This window comes from Sarcina sp. DSM 11001 (assembly GCF_900101015.1).
GTDB lineage: Bacteria > Bacillota > Clostridia > Lachnospirales > Lachnospiraceae > CAG-791.
This window is the reverse complement of the sequence record NZ_FNFZ01000033.1, coordinates 17975-39869: the sequence shown is the minus strand read 5'-3', so window position 1 is coordinate 39869 and position 21895 is coordinate 17975. Positions and strand designations below refer to the sequence as shown.

Sequence of the window (21895 nt, the reverse complement as noted above, 5' to 3'; positions counted from 1 at the left end):
CCGTGAAGCCAGGGCGAGCACGCTCAATGCTTTTTATACATCACCTACCGTGATCAAAGCCATGTATGGAGCTTTGGAACAGATGGGCCTTTCCTCCGGAAACATGCTGGAACCGTCCTGCGGTGTCGGCAATTTCATGGGGCTCCTTCCGGAGAGCATGTCAGACATGCGCATGTACGGTGTGGAGCTCGACTCTGTATCCGGCAGGATCGCCAGACAACTTTATCAGAAAAACAACATTGCTGTTCAGGGATTTGAGACAACCTCTTTCCCGGACAGCTTTTTTGATGCCGTGATCGGAAACGTGCCCTTCGGCCAGTACAAGGTGGCGGACTCCAGGTATGACCGGCACAATTTCCTGATCCATGACTATTTCATCGCGAGATCACTGGATCTTGTACGTCCCGGCGGCGTAGTTGCTGTTGTCACATCCAGCGGCACGATGGACAAGCAGAATGAATCTGTGAGGAAGTACATAGCGCACAGGGCAGACCTTCTGGGAGCGGTCCGCCTTCCGGATAACGCTTTCCTGCGCAATGCAAATACCGGCGTCGTGGCGGACATCTTGTTTTTCCAGAAGCGGGACCGCATGTCCCTGGAAGAACCCGGCTGGGTACATCTGGGTACGACACTGGAAGGCTATTTGGTGAACAGCTATTTTGCTGAGCATCCGGAGATGGTACTCGGAGAATTCACAACAGAAAGCACACAGTACGGAAGGCAGGAAGTGACAGTAAAGCCGGTTGCGGGAGCTCTTCTTTCGGATCAGCTCCGTGAAGCTATGAGCCATATTCAGGGGGAGATCACCGCCCCGGAGATCACGGACTCTGAACTGGAAGATGAGGATCTTTCGATCCCTGCGGATCCTTCAGTCAAAAACTTCAGCTATACCAATATCGACGGCCATGTCTACTACCGTGAGAACTCCCGTATGCATCGCATGGATCTTCCGGCCACAACGGCAGAGCGCATCCTCGGCATGATCGAGCTGCGGGACATCGTTCAGGAGCTGCTGCAAGCCCAGCTGGAGGACAGGAGCGATGCGGAAGTCTCTTCCATCCAGCGCCGCCTGAACCGCAGCTACGATGAATTCACTGCCCAGTACGGGATCATCAGCAGCACCGCCAACCGGCGGGCCTTCTCACAGGATTCCAGCTACTGCCTCCTGGCATCCCTTGAGATCCTTGATGAGGAAGGCAGGTTTGACCGCAAGGCCGATATCTTTACCAAACGGACGATCCGGCGTGCGGAACCTGTGACAAGCGTGGATACGGCAAGTGAGGCCCTCGCCCTCTCCATCGGGGAGAAAGCACGTGTGGACCTCGAATATATGGCACAGCTTACAGGAAAAACGGAGGACGAAGTCGCACAGGAACTGACAGGCGTCATCTTCAAAAACCCCTTGACAGGCAGGTATGAAAACTCAGACGAATACCTCTCCGGAAACGTCCGCGCAAAACTTGAAACAGCCCGTTCCTTTGCATCCAAAGACCCGGAATATGACATCAACGTGCAGGCACTCGAACGGGTGCTGCCCAAAGACCTCGACGCTTCGGAGATCGAAGTGCGCCTCGGCGCGACCTGGGTAGACCCGGAATATATCACGGAATTCATGGGGGAGACTTTCAAGACGCCCTGGTACCTGCTCGGCAAGGACATCGACGTCCGCTATGCAGCAGTCAACGGCCAGTGGAACGTTTCGGGAAAGAACAGAGATTCCTACGGGAACCCTCTGGTAACAGCGACCTATGGAACTACGCGCGTCAATGCCTACCGGCTTTTAGAGGACGCGCTGAACCTGCGCGACACCAAGATCTATGACGTTGTACAGGACGCCGAGGGCAGGGAGCGGCGTGTCCTGAACAAGAAGGAAACCATGCTGGCACAGCAGAAACAGGAAATGATCAAGGAAGCCTTCAGGGAATGGGTCTTCCGCGACATCGACAGAAGGGAGGCTCTATGCAAAAAGTACAATGAACTGTTCAACAGCACCCGCCCCCGGGAGTATGACGGCTCCCACATACGCTTTGTCGGGATGACGCCGGAGATCGCCCTCATGCAGCACCAGAAAAACGCTGTAGCTCATATCCTCTATGGCGGCAATACGCTCCTGGCACACTGCGTCGGCGCCGGGAAGACCTTCCAGATGATCGCCGCGGGCATGGAAAGCAGGCGCATGGGACTGGCCCAGAAGTGCCTGTATGTCGTCCCCAACCACCTGATTGAGCAATGGGGGAGCGACTTCCTCAGGCTCTATCCCGGTGCAAACATCCTTGTCGCGACAAAGAAAGATTTCGAGCCTGCCAACCGGAAGAAATTCTGTTCCCGCATTGCGACCGGCGAATATGACGCCGTGATCATCGGGCACAGTCAGTTTGAAAGGATCCCGCTTTCCAGGGAACGCCAGATTGCCAATATACGGTCCCAGATCGATGACATCGAGGGTGCAATCTCAGCAATGAAATACGAAAGGGGGGAGAACTACACGATCAAGCAGATGGAAAAGACCCGCAAGACCCTGGAAGTGAGACTGGCAAAGCTGAACGACCAGAAGCGCAAGGACGACGTCGTGACCTTTGAACAGCTCGGTGTGGACCGCCTCTTTGTGGACGAGAGCCATTTTTACAAAAACGCCTTCTTCTACACAAAGATGCGTAACGTGGCCGGTATCTCCCAGACCGACGCGCAGAAATGTTCGGACATGTTCATGAAATGCCAGTACCTGGATGAGATCACAGGAGGCAGGGGTGTCACCTTCGCGACCGGGCCCCCGGTCTCCAACTCCATGGTGGAGCTCTATACCGTCATGCGCTATCTCCAGTACGGGACGCTGCAGAGGCTTGGCATGGGACATTTTGACTCATGGGCAGCAGCTTTCGGAGAAACGGTCACCGCCATTGAACTGGCACCGGAAGGCACCGGCTACCGCGCAAAGACCCGCTTCGCGCGCTTTTACAACCTGCCAGAGCTGATCACTCTCTTTAAAGAATCTGCCGACATCCAGACCTCTGACATGCTCGACCTTCCTGTACCGGAAGCGGAATACATCAATGAAGTCATCAAGCCAAGCGAGGAGCAGAAAGAACTGGTCTCCTCTTTCGCCGACCGCGCAGAGCTCGTCCGCGCGGTCAGGGTCCAGCCAACCGAGGACAACATGCTCAAGATCACCAATGACGGACGGAAATGCGCTCTCGACCAGCGGCTCATCAACCCTATACTGCCGGACAATCCGGAAAGCAAAGTGAACCGCTGTGTGGAGAACATGTTCGGTATCTGGCAGAAAACAGCGAAGGACCGCCTGACGCAGCTCTGCTTCTGCGACCTTTCGACCCCGAAGGGCGACGGTTCCTTTAATGTCTATGATGATATTCGTGAAAAGCTGGTGAAAAAAGGCATCCCGAAAGAAGAGATCGCCTTTATCCATGAGGCGAACACAGAGACCCGCAAGGAAGAACTCTTTGCAAAAGTCCGCTCCGGCCAGGTGCGGATCCTCATGGGATCTACCCCGAAGCTCGGCGCTGGCACCAACGTGCAGGACCGCCTGATTGCCCTGCACCATCTCGACTGTCCCTGGAAGCCATCCGACCTTGAACAGCAGGAAGGCAGGATCCTCAGGCAGGGCAACCGGAACGCAAAGGTCCGGATCTACCGCTATGTGACGGAATCAAGCTTTGATTCCTATTCCTGGCAGATCCTGGAACAGAAACAGAAGTTTATCTCGCAGATCATGACATCCAAATCCCCTGTCCGCTCCTGTGAGGATGTTGACGGGACGGCACTGTCCTATGCAGAGATCAAGGCGCTGGCCACGGGCAACCCCTATATCAAAGAAAAAATGGATCTGGACATCCAGGTCACAAAATTGAAGCTCCTGAAGGCAAACCACACCAACGAACACTACCGTCTGGAATCAGACATCGCCCGTACCTACCCCATCCAGATCACGGCTGTGAAGGAAAGGATCGGCGGCCTGGAGACGGATCTTGCGGCGTTCCGTAAGTATCAGGACCAGGTAAAAGAAAAGGTAAAGGCTGTCCAGATGTCACTTGCTGTTGAGACATCAGGCAGCACTGAAAATGCCGGAAACGGCGCCGAAGGCCCATCAGCCGATGTGGGTACCGTTTCCACTGCAAAAGAGGCGACAAAGACCAGTACTGAAGGTCCGACAGCTGACAGGAATACTGCTCCCACTGCAAAAGAGTCATCCAAAGCCAGGAACAAAGAGAAAGAAAAAGAGTACGACGGCTTTTCCATGACGATTGGGGGAAAAGAGTTCACCGACAGAAAGGAGGCGGGAACCGCCCTGATCGCGGCCTGCGCAGGGCTCAAAGCCGTTCGCACCTGCGGCCAGATCGGAGAATACGCGGGCTTTGTCATGAGTGCCGCTTTTGACGGCTTCACCCAGAGCTACCTCCTTACGCTGAAACGCCAGTGCAGTTATACGGTAGAAGTCGGCAAGAACCCTGCAGGGACAGCTTGCCGCTGCAAAGGAAGAGGTCAATAAACCTTTTACTCACGAGGCGGAGCTTCAGGAGAAATCCGCGCGCCTTGCCAGCCTGAATGCCATGCTGAACATGGATGAGCACTCTCCGACAGATACCCTTGGTGTTGACGAAGAGACCGACCAGTCCCTCAGGGAAGGCTCCACAAAGTCTGGGAGGGATACTGCGGACATCGTGGCGGACAGGCTCCCTGGCGCTGCATCCTTCGCAGAGAGGGCAGTCAAAACGGCACCGGGCTTAAATAGTGAAGGCAGATCTCCCCTTCCGGAAGGGAACCGCCAAAAGACGTCCGTAATCGGAAGGCTGCAGGAAAAGAAAGCAGAAATTGCAACAGCGCTCACAGTTCCTCCTGCAGCTCCCAGGGCAAGAGCGGAACCTGCCCTGGGAGGGCTTTAAAGACTGTACGGAAGAAAAACCTCGGCGTGTACGCTTGCAACGCAAAGCGCTGTTTTTGCGAATGCGGGTGATGCGTTGGATCTCAAAAAAGTGATCCAACTGTAGAGTAAAAAAGAAGAATATTTGTCCGGGAGCAGAATCCATGCAAAGGCACTACAAAGCTGCCTGCATGGACCTCCCGGGGAAAGGAGTTTTTTAACAAATGGATGGAAACATGGAAAGGAAAGACGCTGTGAGAGCTGCCGCAGAAAAGCCTGAAGCATCGTCATCCGGCCTGAAGAAAGGCGTGGAGAAAGATAAAGACACAGCAGACAGCAACAGATCATCAAAAAAGCCTGAAAAAGACGGCAAGAAGGATTTTGTAAAGAAAAGCTGGAAGGAAGTGGCGGCAGAGCGGAGGGAACAGCTGAAAGCCATCACAGACCGCCTTGAGGCAGGCGTGAAGGAGTACATGGCAAACGATGTCCAGTTCAAAAAGGTGCTTGAGACTATGGCCAAATTCCATCACTACAGCGCCAACAACATCCTCCTGATCTCGATGCAGATGCCGGAGGCGACACATGTGGCAAGCTATACCAACTGGCAGAAAAAGTTCAACCGTCAGGTGAAACGGGGCCAGAAAGGGATCTCCATTATTGCCCCCGCCCCTTACAAGAAGAAAACAGAACGCGAGGTCACAGATCCCGCAACAGGGAGACCTGTCCTTGACGGGAACGGGAACCCGAAGATGGAGGAAGTAGAGATCACCGTACCCCGCTTTAAAGTGGCCAAGGTGTTTGACGCGTCGCAGACCTTCGGCGAGCCGCTCCCGGAACTGGATGTGCCGGAACTGGAAGGAAATGCCGAAAATTACGGACTTTTTATGGACGCCCTCCGCAGAGCTTCTCCCGCCCCGATCCGTTTTGACGTGATCGAGGGCGGGGCAAAAGGCTATTACGACAACAGGGCAAAAGAGATCGTGATTAAGGAAGGCATGAGCGAGATCCAAACGGTCAAGACAGCAGTTCATGAGATTGCCCACGCCCGCCTCCATGACCGGGACATGATGCGTGAGCAGGGAGACATAAAGTCCCAGCAGGTAAAAGAACTGGAGGCCGAAGCTGTCGCGTACACCGTTCTTTTCCGCTTTAAGATCGACTCGTCTGACTATAGCATCCCCTATCTGGGATCCTGGAGTGGCGGACAGGACACGAAGACACTCCATGAATCGATGGACACGATCCGAATCACGGCCTCGCAGATCATCGATGAAGTGACCGATTATATGGCTGAGAGAATGAAGGAAAGGGAAGCTGCCCGCGAGGACAGCCATGACGAAGACAGGTTCACGGTCTACCAGATAATCGAGGATTCTCACGGCAGGGATATTCTTTTCATGGAGATGGACTTTGTGAAAGAAAACGGCCTGGAAATCAGGCCAGAGTATTACCGGCAGGTTTATGAAGCCCCTCTGAAGCCGGATGATACCCTTGACACACTGTATGCACGCTTTAATGAGGGGAACTATCCGGAGGATTACAGGGGCCACTCCATGAGCATGAGCGACATCATCGTCATGCGCAGGTCTGGTGAAGAACGCGCCTTTTACGTGGACAGAATTGGATTCCAGGAAGTGCCGGAATTTCTGCGCGAACAGCAAACGTTGGAGGACCATGCGCAGGGAGACCATGCACTGGAAGACCATTCACGGGATTCCGCTTCCCCGGAGATCCGGGAGGATACAGTTGCTGAAAGAGATACTGAAAAAGCTGCTGAAATCAATACCCCGGATGGGAAAAAGCTTCCCGAAAAAGGTACTGAAAAAACCATCCCGGATGGAAAAGAACGGTCCGCAGAAGTCGCCGAAAAAAGCTTTCCGGATGAAAAAGAACCGCTCAAAGGAATCGCTGAAAAAAACCTTCCCGAGGGAAAAGCACTGTCTGAAGAAAGGCGGGAGACCACATCGAAACCTGTCATGACCTATTATGTGGCGGAATGCATGGATTTCCCCGTCATGGGCAAATACCATGACAACCTTACACTTGAACAGGCCGTGCAGCTTTATCAGGACATTCCAGATGGCGGTATGAACGGTGGGAAGGGGATCGGATACAGGATCGACGATGGAAATGGGCCTGCTCTGTCAGTGCCTCTTATTGCCTCGGGAAAGCTGCAGGAAAGCGCTTTTAATTCCCAAGATCACTCAGAGGGGAATGTGAAAATAAAAGAAGTACTCGCTGAAGCGCGGACTGCCCTGGCACCACTGGAAAGCACGAAAGATACGGCTGCCGTACCCGCAAAGGAAGACACCAGAACACAACCTGAGCAGCAGGTGGAAACTCCCGGAGCTGCCGGCTTACGGGATCCGAAACCGGCGCCCGGAAAACGAAGGGAGTCGGTTCTTGCAGACCTTCGTGCACATCAGAAAAAAGTCCGTGACCACGTGCCTGCCCGCGAGGAAAGGACACGCACCGCGCAGCACAGGAAAGGAGAACCTGCACTATGAGAAAAATCACTTTTGATGAAGAAGAACTGTTTGCCATTGCTGTTTTTGAGCCCGGAAGCAGGGAGGAGACCGCGGCAAAGATGTCCGGGGTACTCGAAGAGCTTACAGAGGATCCTGATATGCATGCCCTCATTGTGAGCGCGTCAGAGAAACTGAAAAGGATCTCCGACAGGGAATTTGAGGAGCTTGCCATTGACGGATACCGCGAGGAGCTTGCCTGGGAAGAGGAAGAGGATCCGGAAGCCACATCGGACTCTGAGAATCCTGGCGAGGAGAGCAGAATCCATAATGGTATACAAAATGCCACTGAAGCAGCTTCTGAGACAGAAAAGGACAACACCCGGAATGCCGGCTCCAGCACACCTGCAAATTCCGCCGGAACTGCTCAGAAGACGGAAAAGGAAGGCTCACAGGCGAAAAATAAGGCGGGAGGAGACACATGAGCGGACCAGTGAACCAGTTTTCCGTTTACCGGCTCCGAAGGGACACGAAGGAAACAAGAACAAGGCGGCACCAGTCCTACGCATACCTTCAGCAGTACGGATTGCAGGTCCGCTCTGACTATTATGACCAGCTTTACCTGTCCGAATTTGACCCGGAAACGACGGAAATGGAACTGCGCAGGCGGCTTGGAAAGGACCTGCCTGCGGACGCTTCCGGGGATACGCTCGCTGTTGGTGACGTGCTGGCCATAACGCGTGAAGGCATCACAGAAGCATTTTATGCCGACAAACAGTCCCTTGTCCCCCTGAAGGGCTTCTTCCATGTGGCATCTTCATCAGGACTCCTTACGATGGATACAAGGGATTACCAGATCGAAGGCCGCGCAGGGAACTGGTTCGCCGCGGAGGAGACATGGATCGACGGGCACCACTTCCTGCTCATGCAGAGCCAGAAACACGGAACTAACGCAGCCTATGCGGTCCTGGACAGCCGCGGGCATATCGCAGCCGAGGATACCTATAAGGGATTCACGCCTGAGACAGTCCGCCAGATCCGGGAATACGTAAAGCGCCAAGAAGAAGGGCAAAAAGCCACAGAAAAGCCTCCTGAAGAAGAACCTGAAAGCGGTGGCAACGAAAAGAAGGGTACGGACAAAAGGTTCAATCAAGTAAAGGCGCCAGAAGAAGAACCTGTTTCTAGGGATCCAGAATCTCCAAAAAGCGCTCCGGCGGATAGGCCGGTACCTGACAGAAAGCAGGAGTTTGCTACTATAAAGAAGCGTCGAAGGAAAAAACGCAGGAAGGGCAAAGTACCGATGAGGTTGCGAAAGTCAGTGCTCGAACGGCTCAGGCGCTACCAGGCAGGAATCTCAAAAAAGAGAGAAAACAGATGATGGGTCTGGCTACTTCCGGACCATAGACATGTATACACAAAACTTAAGACAAGCTGGGAAGGGACTGCGGTTCCTTCCCAGCCTGTCTTATTGTGTCGCAGACAAAAATAATGGGGCTGTCGCATTAAGAGTAAGAGAAAAGTACTCAATACGACTGCCCCACAAAGACAACTCGAGTGCTGTTGCATTAGCTGATGATATGCTACTGTGACGCTAATTCCCAGTTTATATTGCTCTAAGATGATGTAGATGTTTGTGGATGGAAATTATTAAAGGATAAGGTAGTATTAGATTACGACCGATAGGGGGAATTCATTGAAAAAACTTATTGATCTTGGCGTGTATCCTGTGAGGACGACTCTCAGGATTCTGCTCCAGGATAAGAAGACGTAGTTATATCAATAATGTTACTAATTTTGACAAATATAAGTGTTTGATCAAAAGCGGATGGGGCATCTTGAACTATCGGCAAGCTTATTCCTGCCAGAATTGTAGGTACCTAAGCAATTGGATATCCACACTTGGGTTCAGCGGAGTCGTTTCTGAGCATTGGAATGTTTGATACGCTGAATGAAGCTGAAAATCTCACAAAATATATAAAAACAAAATTCACAAGAGCTGCTTTAGGAAGCCCTATGCATTAATGCTACAAGACGGCTTAATTAGGATAAAACATAGCAACAAGGAATATCGGTTTTACTGGTAACTACCTTGACAAACAGCGGCTATATGATACTATGTAGGCAGAAAAGCTGTTTAACGTAGCTTCCTACATTCTATAGATTAGCTGTAAGCACACAATTGAGTCCACTATAAAAAAATCCCACTATTTAAAGAGAGAGCTGCAGAGAAAGAGAAAAGATCTGCACGAGGAAACCAATGACCTTGAATACTGTTATCAACACTCAATATAATATTAATAAAACAGGTTTTATTAATACTCCTATATGTTATCTGGTCCAAACCGCCTTTATCATCTAATGCAGATCAGATGTCCATATACGTGTTAATGCCCTGTTTACGAACAGGGCTTTTTTTTATGATTCAACAGGTTCGAGAAGCCGATAAAAGGACGCACTGACCCCGTAAGGGGTCATGGGCATCTTTTCGAAGGCTTTCCGCCCCCTCACGAGCAATAAAGCCACACGAAGCGTAAGCGAGCGGGGCGAGTTGCGAGCGATGCGGGGGTTGAATCATACCTCGTGGAGACGGTGACAAAGCTCCGTCATGGCAGTTTTTTATGAGAGGATGAATAAATAGAAATGGAAAATAGGCTTGCTACTGTGGATTATAATAACTGCAACTATGATGTTCAAGATTTAGGCACCCGTGGTTATCTTGTGTCTCCTTCCTTCAATAGTTACGCACCTAGCCTTTCTGAAAGAGAGATCGTGGCTATTGTCAAATCAGCTATTGAAGCCAATCGAAGGGGTATCATTTATGTGAAGCTTCAGCCTAATTATATAAGAGGGAACCTTAACTTTTCACTGTCTGCAAATAAAAACGGCGTCACAGTTCATATTGCTGATTTCGAAATATTCTGGGGCTCAAAAATCATTGTGAACTTAAAGTAGGGACTTTATATGAATAAAGGAGAATTAGAATATAACGGAAGAAAAATAACCTACCGTACAGAAGCTCCCCGGCAGTATTTCGGTAAATTGGAATTTACAATTCCCTGGTGGTTAATAATTGCTGTTGTCGCCATAAGTGTCTGGTTAATCTATTCACATTTTAAAAAGCCTTTTGACACAGACTATGAAAGCAAAACTGCAACTGCTTCCCCAATATCGGAAATCGAAGATGCTGCCAACTATAACGCACAGGAAAACGGATATGTTTCAGATTATTCGGAAGAGTATTTTGACAGCGAGACGACTCAGGGCCCGACATATAGAAAGCGGTTTGACTCATTTCTTCTAATAGTTCCCTCAATCAACAAATCTGTACTTACAGATGCCGAACTAGAATCTTTGTCCAATGAAGGATACTATGAAAGCGAAACAGCAGTTCAATGGGTGATTAATGATCTCTTTGCAATATATGGTTATCATTTTGTAACGCCTGATGTAGCAAATCATTATAGTAACTGCAGCAGTTGGTATACCGACTGCTATTACACAAACAGTGAGGCTATGGAATTAATTAATGCGAATCCCATTGCAGCCAGAAACCTTGAACTTTTGACAGAATTAAGAAACTAATTAAACAGCAAATTATAATAGAATGCATATGGCCATATTTGACGGTTGACAGGGCCTTATTAAACAGCCACTGTGGGACATAACCCCAACCAGCGGATAATTCTTATGCTGTCGAAAAGCTCTTAACATGAGTAGCACATGGTAGGCTACATTGCCTTGGCAAAGAAAGCCATAGGATGCGCTTTGCCGCTTTGCCAGCGGACCATGGGTCGACGGGCACCACTTCCTGCTCATGCAGAGCCAGAAACACGGGACAAACGCCGCCTACGCGGTCCTGGACAGCCGCGAGCATATCGCAGCCGAGGATACCTAAAGGGATTCACACCCGAGACAGTCCGCCAGATCCGGGAATACATAAAGTGCCAGGAGGAAGAACAAATAGCCGCAGAAAAGCCTCCTGATAAGGAACCTGCTTCAAAGGATCAAGCTTCCACCCAAAATGATCCGGCTGAAAAGCCGACAGCTGACAGTCCACAGGAGCCTGCCTCCATAAAGAAGCAGCGCAGGAAAGGAAAAGTACCCATGAACCTGCGAAAGTCCGTACTCGAACGGCTCAGGCGCTACAAGGCAAGAATCTCAAAAAAGAGAGAAAACAGATGATGGGTCTGGCTGCTTCCGGCAACAGACATGTATACACAAAATTTAAGACAGGCATGGAAGGGACTGCAATGCGGTCCTCATTCATGCCTGTCTTTTTTAGTGCACAAATAAACAAAGTGTCGCTTTGCAGGCGACCTTTTGTAATGGTCTGATTGATACAATTGTAATGTGCTCAGAAGATCTGGATTAACAGGGAGGTAACAGCCATGAGAGAAGTAACATACTTTTACACAGATGATTGCGGACTTGATCTGATTATGAAGAAAGTTCGCGATCCGGAGAAGGGGATTTTTACGGGCTATATCTGGAAAGTTGATGAGAAGTTTTGGAATGAGAAATGGGAACTGACATGTGGATACTTTTATGGCTTTGAGCCTGCCAGAGTAATTACTGAAGAAGAAGCGAAGGCTTATATGGTAAGGTATGGCGCTACCGAGGATGAGGCGGAGGAGATTATTCGAAAAGATATTGAAGATTGATCCTTCTCAATGATCGGAGACAAAAGGATGATATGAGTAAGATTATTAAAGAAAATGATGGACATATGTGCCCTGTCTGTGGAAAATTCAAGTTTCCTTATGAAGGATCCTTCGAGACTTGCGAGGTGTGTGGATGGACTGATGACCTGGTACAGCTCATAAACCCCGACGAAGACCGGTGTGCGAACCGTGAAAGTCTGAATGAGTATAGAGCAAAGTGGAAAGCTGGATGGAGACCAAAATGGGCTAATGAAGAAGAACAGGCGATTGATATGGAGGTGAAATGATGATTAGGAAAATGACAGAAGAGGAAGTAAAGAAATTCTGTATGGAGAGACGCACCTTCCTGGACTATAAAGATATTCAGGAATATATCGAGGATATCGTTGTGTGCCTCGTCTATAGCTCATGGCATTACTCAGAGGAAAGGGCAAGAGAGCGGTGTAAGGAGCGTATGGCATGGATTGAGGAGTTTTTCGAGCAAAAAGAGCCTGCTGATGACGCATCTGCGGAAATTGGTTATAGTTGTGGGTAAAAAGTGGGTTTGGATGGATGAGTATAAAGAGAATATAGTTGGATAGTATATACGGTGTTAGCGTCGAGCGAGAAGGGCCATTCAGGGTCGGGTAAAAAGGGCCAATTAGTAGTCGGATAAAAAAGGCCAATGCATCATTTATTACATTTGAATTGGTGGATCAGGTTGCGGTATGGGCATTGGGATCACCTGCTTCAACAGCGAAGATCTCCCGTTTTCTGCCCCTATAGCTCTCACCTTTAAAAGTGATAACTTTAGCGTCGTCAAACAGGCGGTCAAGTGCCGCTTTAAGGTCATCGTTACAACGGAAGAACTCAAGCCAGTCGTTTGGCTGTTTATTGCTGGTAAAGATCATGCAGTTCGCACCTTCCTTTTCATAGCGCCTGTCGACCAGGTCAAAAAACATGCCGGTGGATTCACGGTCAAATATACACCTTCCGACTTCGTCTATGATCAGGCATGACGGTTTTACAAGTCCAGAGATCACTGAGTCTTCCCTTCCGTATTTCCTTGCATTGACGAACTTTGCCTTCAGTTCTGAAGCCTTCAGAAAATACGTTTTGAAGCTCCGGCGGCAGCAGGATCTTCCATATGCCTGGGCCAGATGCGTCTTCCCGACCCCTGGCGGACCGATCAACGCAATGTTTTTTCTGGCGTATATTTCCGTTAAAGCTGAGAGGTTTCTTACACTCTCTGAGTCTTTTCCGTGTATACGCCCGAAATCAAAACAATCAAAGGTTTTTGGAACTTTGAGCGGCAGCCGGCTTGTTTTAAGAAGGAAGTCTATCGCAGCCTGGCGTTTTTTCTCTTCGAGATAGCCGAACAGATCTGCAACAGCAGCAAGCTGCTCCTGTGAAAAGGTATTTTCATTCGCATAGGTGGCCATTTCGACTGAAGAAAAGTCTATATCTAAGGCAGCGCAGCTATGCCCAATACGTTCAAATACAGATCCTTTATCCATTACCACTCCACCTCCTTATCGAAGTTGAAATGGTCAAAAGAATCTGCGCTCGGTGGCGGGCTGCTCTGGCGGATCACCGTGCTGACCGGTGCTGTCGGAAATTCCTCAGGCTGCTTCACCGCATACTGGTCCTTGCAGAAACTGTCGTGACGGCTCCATGTGACGTTGTGCTCTGCCAGCTTACGCTTCAGGTCAGGAGTGTATATATACAGGGTAAATTCCTGCCTGCTGACGCGGCAGGCTTTTCCGGTATAGCTGTACGGGACACCAAACCTGCGGCCTTCATAGTTTATGAAACCGTCAAAAGAGATCCTGCGCTCAGGCCACAGATAAAGCCTGACGGCCGAATCCATGTCCAGCGGCACTGCGCCTGATAAGAGGCAGCGTTCCTGATGTTCTTCATGTGGGATGCAGTATACGCCGTCATGATAAAGGCTGTTCTGCCTGTCACACCAGCGCCAGGCTTCATAATTGAGATCCGTGATGCTCCCAAACGTCCTCCCCGCGAGAAAATTATTTTTCACAAATCTCACCAGCCGCTCCACAGCGCCTTTGGTGAAGGGGTGTCGGGGCTTGCAGAGTCTGGTCTCGAATCCTACGGCAGACATGAACCCGGCATACTCATTATTCCAGATGGGATGCCCTTCGCTGTCCCTTCCGGTCGTAACGCTCTTCATGTTGTCCGTAAGCACGTGTTCAGGCACCCCCATTTTCAGGAAAGCATGGAGCATCCCTATAAAGAGGTTTTCCTGTTTCGCGTTTGGAAAGAATTCCACATAACGCTCTCCGCAATGGTGGCAGATCATTGCGAAGCAGGCCACTCTGTAGGTGCTGCCGGAATCCTGCTCTACGGTAACAAACCCCCAGTCCATCTGGAAAGATTCGCCAGGACCAGATGTATACCGACGGCCGCGGTTCCCCTGCGGTGCCACAAGCTGCCTTTTTGCAGGGACAAGATCCATATGTGACGAAACATATGTCTTTATCGGTGTAAGGCTTCCCTGGTATCCGTTTTCATCCAGTCTTTCCTTGATCACGGATGAATTCGTAACCCCTTTTTGAAGGAGCCCGTCAATAACACCTTCAAATCCGGTCAGGACTGTCTTTTCCTTTTTTCTTCCTGACAGTCCATGGGGTTTTACAACAAATCCGTCTTTCTTGAGTTTGCGGAGCCTTTTACGGGATATCCCCGTACGGCGTTCAAGCTCCGCGAGATTGACCTTCGTGATATCAAAGCTGTCACCTGCTTCTGCTTTCATTTCCTGCAGCGCATGTGTTATAGTTGTCTGAAGGTCATTACGTTCATTCTCGTTCATAGTCCTCCTTATTATAATGATGCATTGGCGTTCATCATTATAAAAGACTACTGCGAAATGTGGTAATGGCCTTTTATATTGGAAAGATGCGGGGTTCGGTTCCAGACGCCGCTATGGGGATGGACGTTGCAGCTTTATTCCCGCATCGCTGCCGCCTGCCAGTTTTCCGGCAGACGGCTTTCACTGACAGATCTGGATATTCCAGGATGGATCTTGGAACAATGCTTCAGGGAGCAGGGTCATCAGCAGCCGCCGGACATCGGGCAATTGCTGGTATCTTACCTGCAGGGTTTACTGTTGCGAATTGTCTATTGCGGCCCTGCGCTTCGCGCACCCCCGCCCCCACCCTTTGCCACCCATTTATATTTATTAATGGGATTTTGGAAATGGTCTTTTTTATCCGACTGAGCATGGCCCTTTTAATCCGACTGATAATGGCCCTTTTCACCCGGCCTAAAATTGGCCTTTTTCACCCGACGCTAACAACGGCACTTTTCCGGTTTGGAGAGGTGCCAGTTTTTTCTTTTACAGCCCGTCGAAAACGGTGTACTATTGATTATAGTTTATAAAGGCAAACAGTCAGTTCAAGAAAGGACCATGGGATGGCAGAAGAATATGATGTTCAGGCAATAATGAGCGCACTGCGAGAAAAAGAAGAAATGGATCCGGATCAGCATGATGGTTGTTATGAGCTGATGCGAGAAACTATAGAAGCATATGGAAAATTGGATGACTTTTTGACGCTAGATTACAAAGACTTGAATCTGGTGTATTTAACGTCGGTTGGTACCTGGAAACAAGGTATTGACAGCAAAAAGAAGACAGTAAATGATAGTCATCTAATGCCAGAGGATAAAGAATATCTATCTATGTTGTGGGATGAAGTCTGGGAAAAAGCCGGTAGAGGTGAATACACGAACTACGAATTGGATGCTTCCGGCGGAAGAAGTATCGGACTTTTTGGCACGGGATTCTTTTCTTTCCAGCGGACGACTACTAATAGCAATGCGCAGGCTTTTATAAAGATGTGTGTAACACGTAAAGCAGAGAATAAAAAAGAACTGAATTTATACAAGCGGCAAGTGTATACTGATTATTTACAATCTTTGAGGAATTTGAATAGATTTATTACTGACTCACAACCAAGGACACTACAAGAATCTCACGAACTTTTCAATGATATTCAAAAACATATCTCAGATTTTTTTCGCATGCATTAATCTTATAAGTTCAAAAGAAGTTATTGATAAGGCTAATGATATTACTGAATCTATTTATTATGGTATGCAGTGTATTCCCACAGATACTATTATGGAGTTGGTGGAAAAGATGCGACAAGATATTAAATAACCTACACCTTCAAGAAGAACGGCAAAGCCTACAGCGCGAAGGCAAACAACAGATTCGAAGCACGGTACCAGATCGAGCTTACCTTCGGGATTAGCCTTAAGGGAGCAACTTCGAAGAGGTTAGGGGGCTCAGAGTAGTCAGAACCGGCAAGGTAAGATAAGGAAAAGAAAACTGAGGACAAAGAGATGACGATCGAAAAAGCAATGAGAACATACAGGCTCCCGAACCCCACAACCCAGGAAGACCTCGAAAGCCGCTGGAGCAAGATCCTTACCTTCGGTGACAGGATTCTGGTTGCAGGCCACTACTACAACGGCAAGGGACAGCCTAGCTACTTCGGAGCGGTTTATGAGCACTTGGATGACGACCTTTCCTGTGAAGGGATCATCGGGTTGAGAGAAGCCAGCGAGGTCGAGTTCGAGGATGACGGCCACGCAATCCTCTGGGCGATGCAGCAGAAGTAAGCAAGAAACAAACATATCGGAGACGCAGCCCGCGGCGGGCTGTTTCTCGTAGTGAAGGCCGGCAGGTCTTTTTTTATTGTCATTTTGAGGCGAAGGTATGAAGAAACTAAAGAAATACAAACCAACACGGTTCATGGCAAAAGACTCCATATACGACAAGGAACTCGCTGATTATGCTGGGGATTTTATTGAGTGCCTTTGCCACACAAAAGGCACCTGGGCCGGAAAGCCATTTAAGCTGCTGGACTGGCAGGAACAAATTATCAGGGACTTGTTCGGAATTATCAAACCTAATGGATACCGGCAGTTCAATACAGCCTATGTGGAAATACCGAAAAAGAATGGGAAGAGCGAACTCGCTGCCGCAGTCGCTCTTTTGCTTTGCTGTGGAGATGGAGAGCAGCGTGCGGAGATCTACGGATGTGCTGCGGATCGAGGCCAGGCAACCATTGTATTTGACGTTGCAGCGGACATGGTCCGTATGTGTCCGGCGCTAGAAAAACGCTGCAAGATCCTAGCCTCACAGAAGCGAATTCTCTACCTGCCTACAAACTCTTTTTATCAGGTATTATCTGCGGAGGCTTATTCTAAGCACGGTTTCAATATTCACGGTGTTGTCTTCGATGAACTACATACACAGCCGAACCGGAAACTATTTGATGTCATGACGAAGGGCTCCGGCGATGCGAGAATGCAGCCACTATATTTTCTTATCACCACAGCCGGGACCGATACAAACAGTATCTGCTATGAAACACATCAGAAGGCTATGGATATCATAGAGGGAAGAAAGAAGGACAGTACCTTTTACCCGGTGTCTATGGGGCTGGTAATGATGAGGATTGGACGGATCCGAAAATCTGGAAGAAAGCAAACCCATCCCTTGGAGAGACAATTGGAATGGATAAGGTAAAGGCGGCCTGCGAATCCGCAAGGCAAAATCCAGGGGAAGAGAATTCCTTCCGGCAGCTACGCCTTAACCAGTGGGTCAAGCAGGCAGTTCGTTGGATGCCCATGGAAAAATGGGACGCATGTGCGTTTCCTGTTGATTCGGAAGTGTTGGAAGGTAGGGTGTGTTACGGGGGACTGGACCTTTCCAATACTACGGACCTGACATCCTTTTGTCTTGTATTTCCGCCAGTTGATGATGAGGACAAGTATTACGTCCTCCCCTATTTCTGGCTTCCGGAAGAGACACTACAGCTCCGCGTGAACAGGGATCACGTTCCCTACGACGTGTGGGAGCGGCAAGGATATATCCAGACTACAGAAGGAAATGTGGTCCATTACGGATTTATTGAAAAGTTCATCGAACATCTTGGAGAGCTCTATAACATCCGGGAAATCGCATTCGACCGCTGGGGAGCCGTCCAGATGGTGCAAAACCTGGAGGGGATGGGATTCACAGTAGTGCCTATGGGTCAGGGATTTGCCTCTATGTCTCCACCGACGAAGGAGCTTATGAAGCTGACATTGGAGAGGCGGATTGCTCATGGCGGTCATCCGGTCCTTCGATGGAACATGGACAACATATTCATTCGAACAGATCCTGCCGGAAACATCAAGGCGGATAAGGCAAAGAGCACAGAGAAAATCGATGGTGCAATCGCCTGTATCATGGCGCTCGACCGCGCGATCCGTTGTGGGAACGATACCAGTGAGAGTGTATATGATACGAGGGGGTTGCTGGTGTTTTAAAGATGTTATAGAAGTTACTTGTATGCTATCATGACTGTAAAGTTTTTGGGGCAAACATCAGCTTCATACGATTACAGAAGAGGTGAGTAACGGAAATGAGTGAAGAAAAGCTTACGTGTACTGAAAAGAAAGAGCCCATACCAGCAACTGACAATTTAGAGAAAGAATCTCTAACAGAGACGTTTGAATCTGATCCGTGTAATGAAGAGCAAAAGGAAGATCCAGTTACTGAAGAATTAGAAATCGTGACTCCATTGAGTAATACAGTAAAAGAAAAACCAGCAAAGAAAACTGACTGGTTTCAAATCTTCGTAGGCATTGCCCAGATTTTAGCAGTGATAGCTACTGTCGTCTATGCTAATTTTGCTTGGATGACTCTCAACGAAATGAAAACGGAACGAGATAATGCATATCATCCAGAGATTGTGGTCACACCTGGATTGTTTGAAGGCGGCTTAGTAAGTGAGGATAAAATCGAAATAGATGGTAATAGTTACATGTATGTTGATTATATTCTGGCAAATCCTGCATATTGTTATGGTACAAACCCGAATCAATTGGTGAACGAGAATAACTGTATATTTCTTGAAAAGCCATACTTGACTATAAAGAATATTGGGGTAGGAGCAGCAAAAGACATTCGAGTGACGTTTTCCATAGATTGGCTTGATAAAGCAATTCTCAAGCTGAATGATAATTCGTTTGATTTTAAATATAGTATTAATGAAGTTACAGCATACTCTGAACAACACGAGAGAAAGGGATTTTTAAATTGTACTGTTAATGGAGAAGATCACACTGTCACGGAGGTAGAAGAAATCACAAAGCAAATTCAATATATGGGATGTGATGATTCGATAAAGATAATGCTTCCGGAGCATATATATAATATACTCGCATTGTATTTTTATCAGAATTATAAAGCGAATTTAGAAATAAATCGGCAACGCGGGCATCACCAGTTCTCAATCCCATTTCATATTCCAGACCTAGAGATACTTATTGAGTGTTATGATATGCAGGGAGAAAAAATGGATGATAAACAGTTAGCCATCCCGTGGACGATGTATTATAAAGCTGAAAGATCAGAATCTGATGGCTTAGTTTTTGGGCCAGTTTACCTGAGGTCATGTTTCTATGAGGACTTCATTGATGAAAGAGTATTAAACTATGATTGAATTAATGTGAACTAATATCTATAGTAATCTGATGGGAGAATTATAATAACTAATTCTGATACAGAGATAAACTGGGTAATAGTGCAAATCAGTTTTAGAGAAATTCAATTTTGATAAGATAGATAAAGGGATCATCAAACGCCATTACTTGTTATAGATCTAGAGCTTGAAATAGAGATAGTAATAATAGAGATGCTTTCATTTAGGTGAATACGAAAGGGATGCTTTAATAGGTGAGTTAATCGATTCGGAGAATAATAAAGAAGCCCTGAGAATTGGGTTATTGTATAGAAGCTAAATACAGTATAATAATAATCAAAGTGATGCTGAATTTGTTAAACAACATAAGAAAAACTATTCATTGATAAGGATATTATAAGCTAGATGGGGTGGAAGAATGCTTAATCCTGATTTGCCAATTACTAAATCTGATGAGGACAGATTAAACAGAAGTGACTTTGCAAAAAGCCTTGCAAACGCAATCTTGAAACGTACGTCTTCTTCTTCATTTACCATCGGTCTTTACGGAAAATGGGGAAGCGGAAAATCATCACTTCTTAATATGGTGCTTGAAAATATTGAGAATGATGATAAAAGTGTTGTAGTTTTAAGGTTTAATCCATGGCTATGTACAGATTCTAAACAACTTATTAGTCAATTCATAAAGCAATTAGCAACTGCGATTGAACTGAAAATACCGAATGGTGATAGAGTTTGGGAGATCATTGCCCGATACGCAGATTTATTTGATGCTGCAGGTGCTATACCTTATGTAGGATCTCTTGTTTCAGCAGCTGGAAATATTTTAGGGAGAGAAGCAAATGCACAGGTTAGTGCGCGATCAGAAGGTTTACAGAAGAGACCAGCTATGAAAAGTCAAGTATGATTGAGGCGAGTATTACCAGGGATTTCTATCCGCTATCGTAGGCATAAAAGGGTAACTTTAATAAAGCTCCCTACAGGTGCTTCTTCAAAATCTATTGATTGTGGATATACGATCTCGCTTAGTCGAGATTGAATTCTACCTTGTCAGTGAGCATCTTATAGATGATCCTGACGAGTTTGCCGGCACAGTGCCCGAGGGCATTGTAATGCGTCCGGTCTTCCGCCATCTTGGCGTCATAGTAAGCCTTGAAGGTGGAGTTGTTCTTTACCACGTTGTGAGCAGAATTCATCAGTGCATAGCGAAGGACCTTGGATCCGCGCTTTGACATTCTGGTACGTTTTGCCTGGAAATTGCCCGACTGATAAACAGACGGGTCGAGACTGGCAAAAGCGAGAAGCTGCTTAGGCCCGGGAACCGGTGGATATCGCCGATCTCCCCGAGGATCATCCCTCCATTGATATAGTCAATGCCGGGAATGGTCATGATCACAGAATCAAGGTATTTCATGATATCTGTCATCTCAGCTTCAACGTGGTCGATCTGGCTGTCTAGTAGTTCAATCTGCTCTATGGCATGGACTACCTGGATAGATAAAGCACTGTCAGGGGAACCGACAGACTTCCGTGCCAGAACTCTTAACTGACTGGCAGTCTCCTTCTTAAAATGGCCGTGGGAAGCACACTCAAGAAGGTGAGCCAGATGGGTCAGGTGCATGGAAGCAACATCCTTGGCGGAAGGAGCTTCCTTCAACAGTGCGTAAACTGCTTTCTGATGCAGTCCGGACTTGAAGAAATACTGCAATTCCGGGAAGGTCTCATCTACATAGGTTTTGAGCTGGATCTTCAGCCGAGTACGCTGTTTGAGCGATTTCTGACGGAAGCGGCCAAGAGCCTTGAGGTCCATAAGGTTGATATCATCAACCGAGACGAACCGGTGAGACTGCGGCATCATAAGAGCTTTAGCAATGATGTAAGTGTCAACCTTATCCGTCTTGGTCTTTCGGATGTTGTTCTTCCGCAGGGTCGAAGTCTGGATCGGGTTAATGACACAGACCTTATGACCATCATTAACAAGGTAACGGACAAGGTTGTCACCGTAGTGGGCCGTCGACTCAAGACCGATGATGAAGCTGCCATCCGGAGGAGAATCCAGATGAGAAGACAGCAGTTGGAAGCCATCAGCGTCATTTGTGAATTTGAACGGCTCGAAGAGTACTTCGCCTTCCGAAGAAATGGCAGAGGCAAAGTGGTTGAGTTTGGCAATGTCGATGCCAACGTAGATCATGAGGTAGTACCTCCCTTTCAAGTATTGATACCGTGATATCCACCAGCGATAATCATCGTAGACTTGATTGAAATGAGAACTCTCAGGCTGCTGAGCAGCCATCGGTGCATCCAGCTATAAACAATTCAGATAAAGGTAGCGGCAATACACTCCTGCGAAGTAGTCAAGCTACAACAAAAAATCAATTGTCCACAGTATCTGAGTTGTATTGAACCACGATA

Annotated in this window: 18 protein-coding genes and 2 pseudogenes; 16 read left to right on the top strand and 4 right to left on the bottom strand. The window is 48.0% G+C overall.

Features of this window, described 5'->3' with window-relative positions; genetic code table 11:
- The 11 genes from BLT02_RS17990 to BLT02_RS14555 form a co-directional block, all read left to right on the top strand.
- Positions 1–4504: Eco57I restriction-modification methylase domain-containing protein (locus tag BLT02_RS17990; protein ID WP_242869836.1), on the top strand; the 4504-nt coding region annotated here is incomplete at its 5' end.
- Between the two features lie 61 nt (positions 4505–4565).
- Positions 4566–4898: a hypothetical protein gene (locus BLT02_RS14600; RefSeq protein WP_092997137.1), complete on the top strand. Its 333-nt coding sequence runs from the start codon at positions 4566–4568 to the stop codon at positions 4896–4898.
- Positions 4899–5100: 202 nt separating this feature from the next.
- Positions 5101–7383 carry a YodL domain-containing protein gene (locus tag BLT02_RS14595; protein ID WP_092997134.1) on the top strand — a complete coding sequence of 761 codons (2283 nt, stop codon included), beginning with the start codon at positions 5101–5103 and terminating at the stop codon, positions 7381–7383.
- Positions 7380–7826: a transposon-transfer assisting family protein gene (locus BLT02_RS14590; protein WP_092997131.1), complete on the top strand. Its 447-nt coding sequence runs from the start codon at positions 7380–7382 to the stop codon at positions 7824–7826. Before BLT02_RS14595 ends, BLT02_RS14590 begins: the two co-directional genes overlap by 4 nt.
- Positions 7823–8719, top strand: coding sequence for a YodL domain-containing protein (locus BLT02_RS14585; protein WP_092997127.1), 897 nt, complete (start codon positions 7823–7825; stop codon positions 8717–8719). The genes BLT02_RS14590 and BLT02_RS14585 overlap by 4 nt, the downstream gene beginning before the upstream one ends.
- 1262 nt (positions 8720–9981) lie before the next feature.
- On the top strand, positions 9982–10293 hold the full coding sequence (locus BLT02_RS14580) for a hypothetical protein (protein ID WP_092997124.1): 312 nt from the start codon (positions 9982–9984) through the stop codon (positions 10291–10293).
- A gap of 9 nt (positions 10294–10302) precedes the next feature.
- On the top strand, positions 10303–10923 hold the full coding sequence (locus BLT02_RS14575; RefSeq protein ID WP_092997121.1) for a hypothetical protein: 621 nt from the start codon (positions 10303–10305) through the stop codon (positions 10921–10923).
- 138 nt (positions 10924–11061) lie between these two features.
- Complete coding sequence (locus BLT02_RS17985; protein ID WP_092997118.1) at positions 11062–11523, top strand: hypothetical protein; 462 nt, start codon at positions 11062–11064, stop codon at positions 11521–11523.
- A 206-nt stretch (positions 11524–11729) separates the two neighbouring features.
- A complete protein-coding gene (locus BLT02_RS14565; protein WP_092997115.1) occupies positions 11730–12002 on the top strand; it encodes a hypothetical protein in 273 nt (90 codons plus the stop codon).
- Positions 12003–12034: 32 nt separating this feature from the next.
- Positions 12035–12289 (top strand): CPCC family cysteine-rich protein, encoded by a 255-nt coding sequence (locus BLT02_RS14560; protein WP_092997145.1) that lies wholly within the window; start codon positions 12035–12037, stop codon positions 12287–12289.
- The gene (locus BLT02_RS14555; RefSeq protein ID WP_139187658.1) at positions 12286–12537 is read left to right on the top strand and encodes a hypothetical protein; all 252 of its coding nucleotides are present in this window, start codon (positions 12286–12288) and stop codon (positions 12535–12537) included. The genes BLT02_RS14560 and BLT02_RS14555 overlap by 4 nt, the downstream gene beginning before the upstream one ends.
- A 160-nt stretch (positions 12538–12697) precedes the next feature.
- Here BLT02_RS14555 and BLT02_RS14550 read toward each other — a convergent pair whose 3' ends face one another.
- A complete protein-coding gene (locus BLT02_RS14550) occupies positions 12698–13498 on the bottom strand; it encodes an ATP-binding protein (protein ID WP_242869837.1) in 801 nt (266 codons plus the stop codon).
- The gene (istA, locus tag BLT02_RS14545) at positions 13498–14814 is read right to left on the bottom strand and encodes an IS21 family transposase (RefSeq protein ID WP_092997109.1); all 1317 of its coding nucleotides are present in this window, start codon (positions 14812–14814) and stop codon (positions 13498–13500) included. Before istA ends, BLT02_RS14550 begins: the two co-directional genes overlap by 1 nt.
- A gap of 602 nt (positions 14815–15416) precedes the next feature.
- Between istA and BLT02_RS14540 the strand changes: the two genes are divergently transcribed.
- The 5 genes and pseudogenes from BLT02_RS14540 (at position 15417) to BLT02_RS14520 (ending at position 20390) form a co-directional block, all read left to right on the top strand.
- Positions 15417–16034 carry a hypothetical protein gene (locus BLT02_RS14540; protein WP_092997105.1) on the top strand — a complete coding sequence of 206 codons (618 nt, stop codon included), beginning with the start codon at positions 15417–15419 and terminating at the stop codon, positions 16032–16034.
- A 315-nt stretch (positions 16035–16349) separates the two neighbouring features.
- Positions 16350–16628, top strand: a complete 279-nt coding sequence (locus BLT02_RS14535) for an Nmad4 family putative nucleotide modification protein (RefSeq protein WP_092997102.1) — start codon at positions 16350–16352, stop codon at positions 16626–16628.
- Positions 16629–16725: 97 nt separating this feature from the next.
- Positions 16726–18326 (top strand): annotated as a pseudogene (locus BLT02_RS14530) (terminase TerL endonuclease subunit).
- 95 nt (positions 18327–18421) lie between these two features.
- On the top strand, positions 18422–19504 hold the full coding sequence (locus BLT02_RS14525) for a hypothetical protein (RefSeq protein WP_092997099.1): 1083 nt from the start codon (positions 18422–18424) through the stop codon (positions 19502–19504).
- Positions 19505–19901: 397 nt separating this feature from the next.
- Complete coding sequence (locus BLT02_RS14520; protein WP_092997096.1) at positions 19902–20390, top strand: KAP family P-loop NTPase fold protein; 489 nt, start codon at positions 19902–19904, stop codon at positions 20388–20390.
- Positions 20391–20508: 118 nt separating this feature from the next.
- On the opposite strand, the pseudogene BLT02_RS17980 reads toward BLT02_RS14520, so the two are convergent.
- Positions 20509–20739: pseudogene (locus tag BLT02_RS17980) on the bottom strand (transposase); the annotation flags it as partial.
- Entirely contained in the window at positions 20679–21674 is a 996-nt protein-coding gene (locus BLT02_RS14515) for an IS110 family transposase (RefSeq protein ID WP_242869835.1), read from the bottom strand. The pseudogene BLT02_RS17980 and the gene BLT02_RS14515, both read right to left, overlap by 61 nt.
- Positions 21675–21895: the final 221 nt, after the last annotated feature.

Excerpts from the sequence above, each read along its gene's own strand:
- BLT02_RS14600 (WP_092997137.1), top strand. The coding sequence starts at position 4,566 with ATGCTGAACATGGATGAGCACTCTCCGACAGATACCCTTGGTGTTGAC.
- BLT02_RS14595 (WP_092997134.1), top strand. The coding sequence starts at position 5,101 with ATGGATGGAAACATGGAAAGGAAAGACGCTGTGAGAGCTGCCGCAGAA.
- BLT02_RS14590 (WP_092997131.1), top strand. The coding sequence starts at position 7,380 with ATGAGAAAAATCACTTTTGATGAAGAAGAACTGTTTGCCATTGCTGTT.
- BLT02_RS14585 (WP_092997127.1), top strand. The coding sequence starts at position 7,823 with ATGAGCGGACCAGTGAACCAGTTTTCCGTTTACCGGCTCCGAAGGGAC.
- BLT02_RS14580 (WP_092997124.1), top strand. The coding sequence starts at position 9,982 with ATGGAAAATAGGCTTGCTACTGTGGATTATAATAACTGCAACTATGAT.
- BLT02_RS14575 (WP_092997121.1), top strand. The coding sequence starts at position 10,303 with ATGAATAAAGGAGAATTAGAATATAACGGAAGAAAAATAACCTACCGT.
- BLT02_RS17985 (WP_092997118.1), top strand. The coding sequence starts at position 11,062 with ATGGTAGGCTACATTGCCTTGGCAAAGAAAGCCATAGGATGCGCTTTG.
- BLT02_RS14565 (WP_092997115.1), top strand. The coding sequence starts at position 11,730 with ATGAGAGAAGTAACATACTTTTACACAGATGATTGCGGACTTGATCTG.
- BLT02_RS14560 (WP_092997145.1), top strand. The coding sequence starts at position 12,035 with ATGAGTAAGATTATTAAAGAAAATGATGGACATATGTGCCCTGTCTGT.
- BLT02_RS14555 (WP_139187658.1), top strand. The coding sequence starts at position 12,286 with ATGATGATTAGGAAAATGACAGAAGAGGAAGTAAAGAAATTCTGTATG.
- BLT02_RS14550 (WP_242869837.1), bottom strand. The coding sequence starts at position 13,498 with ATGGATAAAGGATCTGTATTTGAACGTATTGGGCATAGCTGCGCTGCC.
- istA (WP_092997109.1), bottom strand. The coding sequence starts at position 14,814 with ATGAACGAGAATGAACGTAATGACCTTCAGACAACTATAACACATGCG.
- BLT02_RS14540 (WP_092997105.1), top strand. The coding sequence starts at position 15,417 with ATGGCAGAAGAATATGATGTTCAGGCAATAATGAGCGCACTGCGAGAA.
- BLT02_RS14535 (WP_092997102.1), top strand. The coding sequence starts at position 16,350 with ATGACGATCGAAAAAGCAATGAGAACATACAGGCTCCCGAACCCCACA.
- BLT02_RS14525 (WP_092997099.1), top strand. The coding sequence starts at position 18,422 with ATGAGTGAAGAAAAGCTTACGTGTACTGAAAAGAAAGAGCCCATACCA.
- BLT02_RS14520 (WP_092997096.1), top strand. The coding sequence starts at position 19,902 with ATGCTTAATCCTGATTTGCCAATTACTAAATCTGATGAGGACAGATTA.
- BLT02_RS14515 (WP_242869835.1), bottom strand. The coding sequence starts at position 21,674 with ATGATCTACGTTGGCATCGACATTGCCAAACTCAACCACTTTGCCTCT.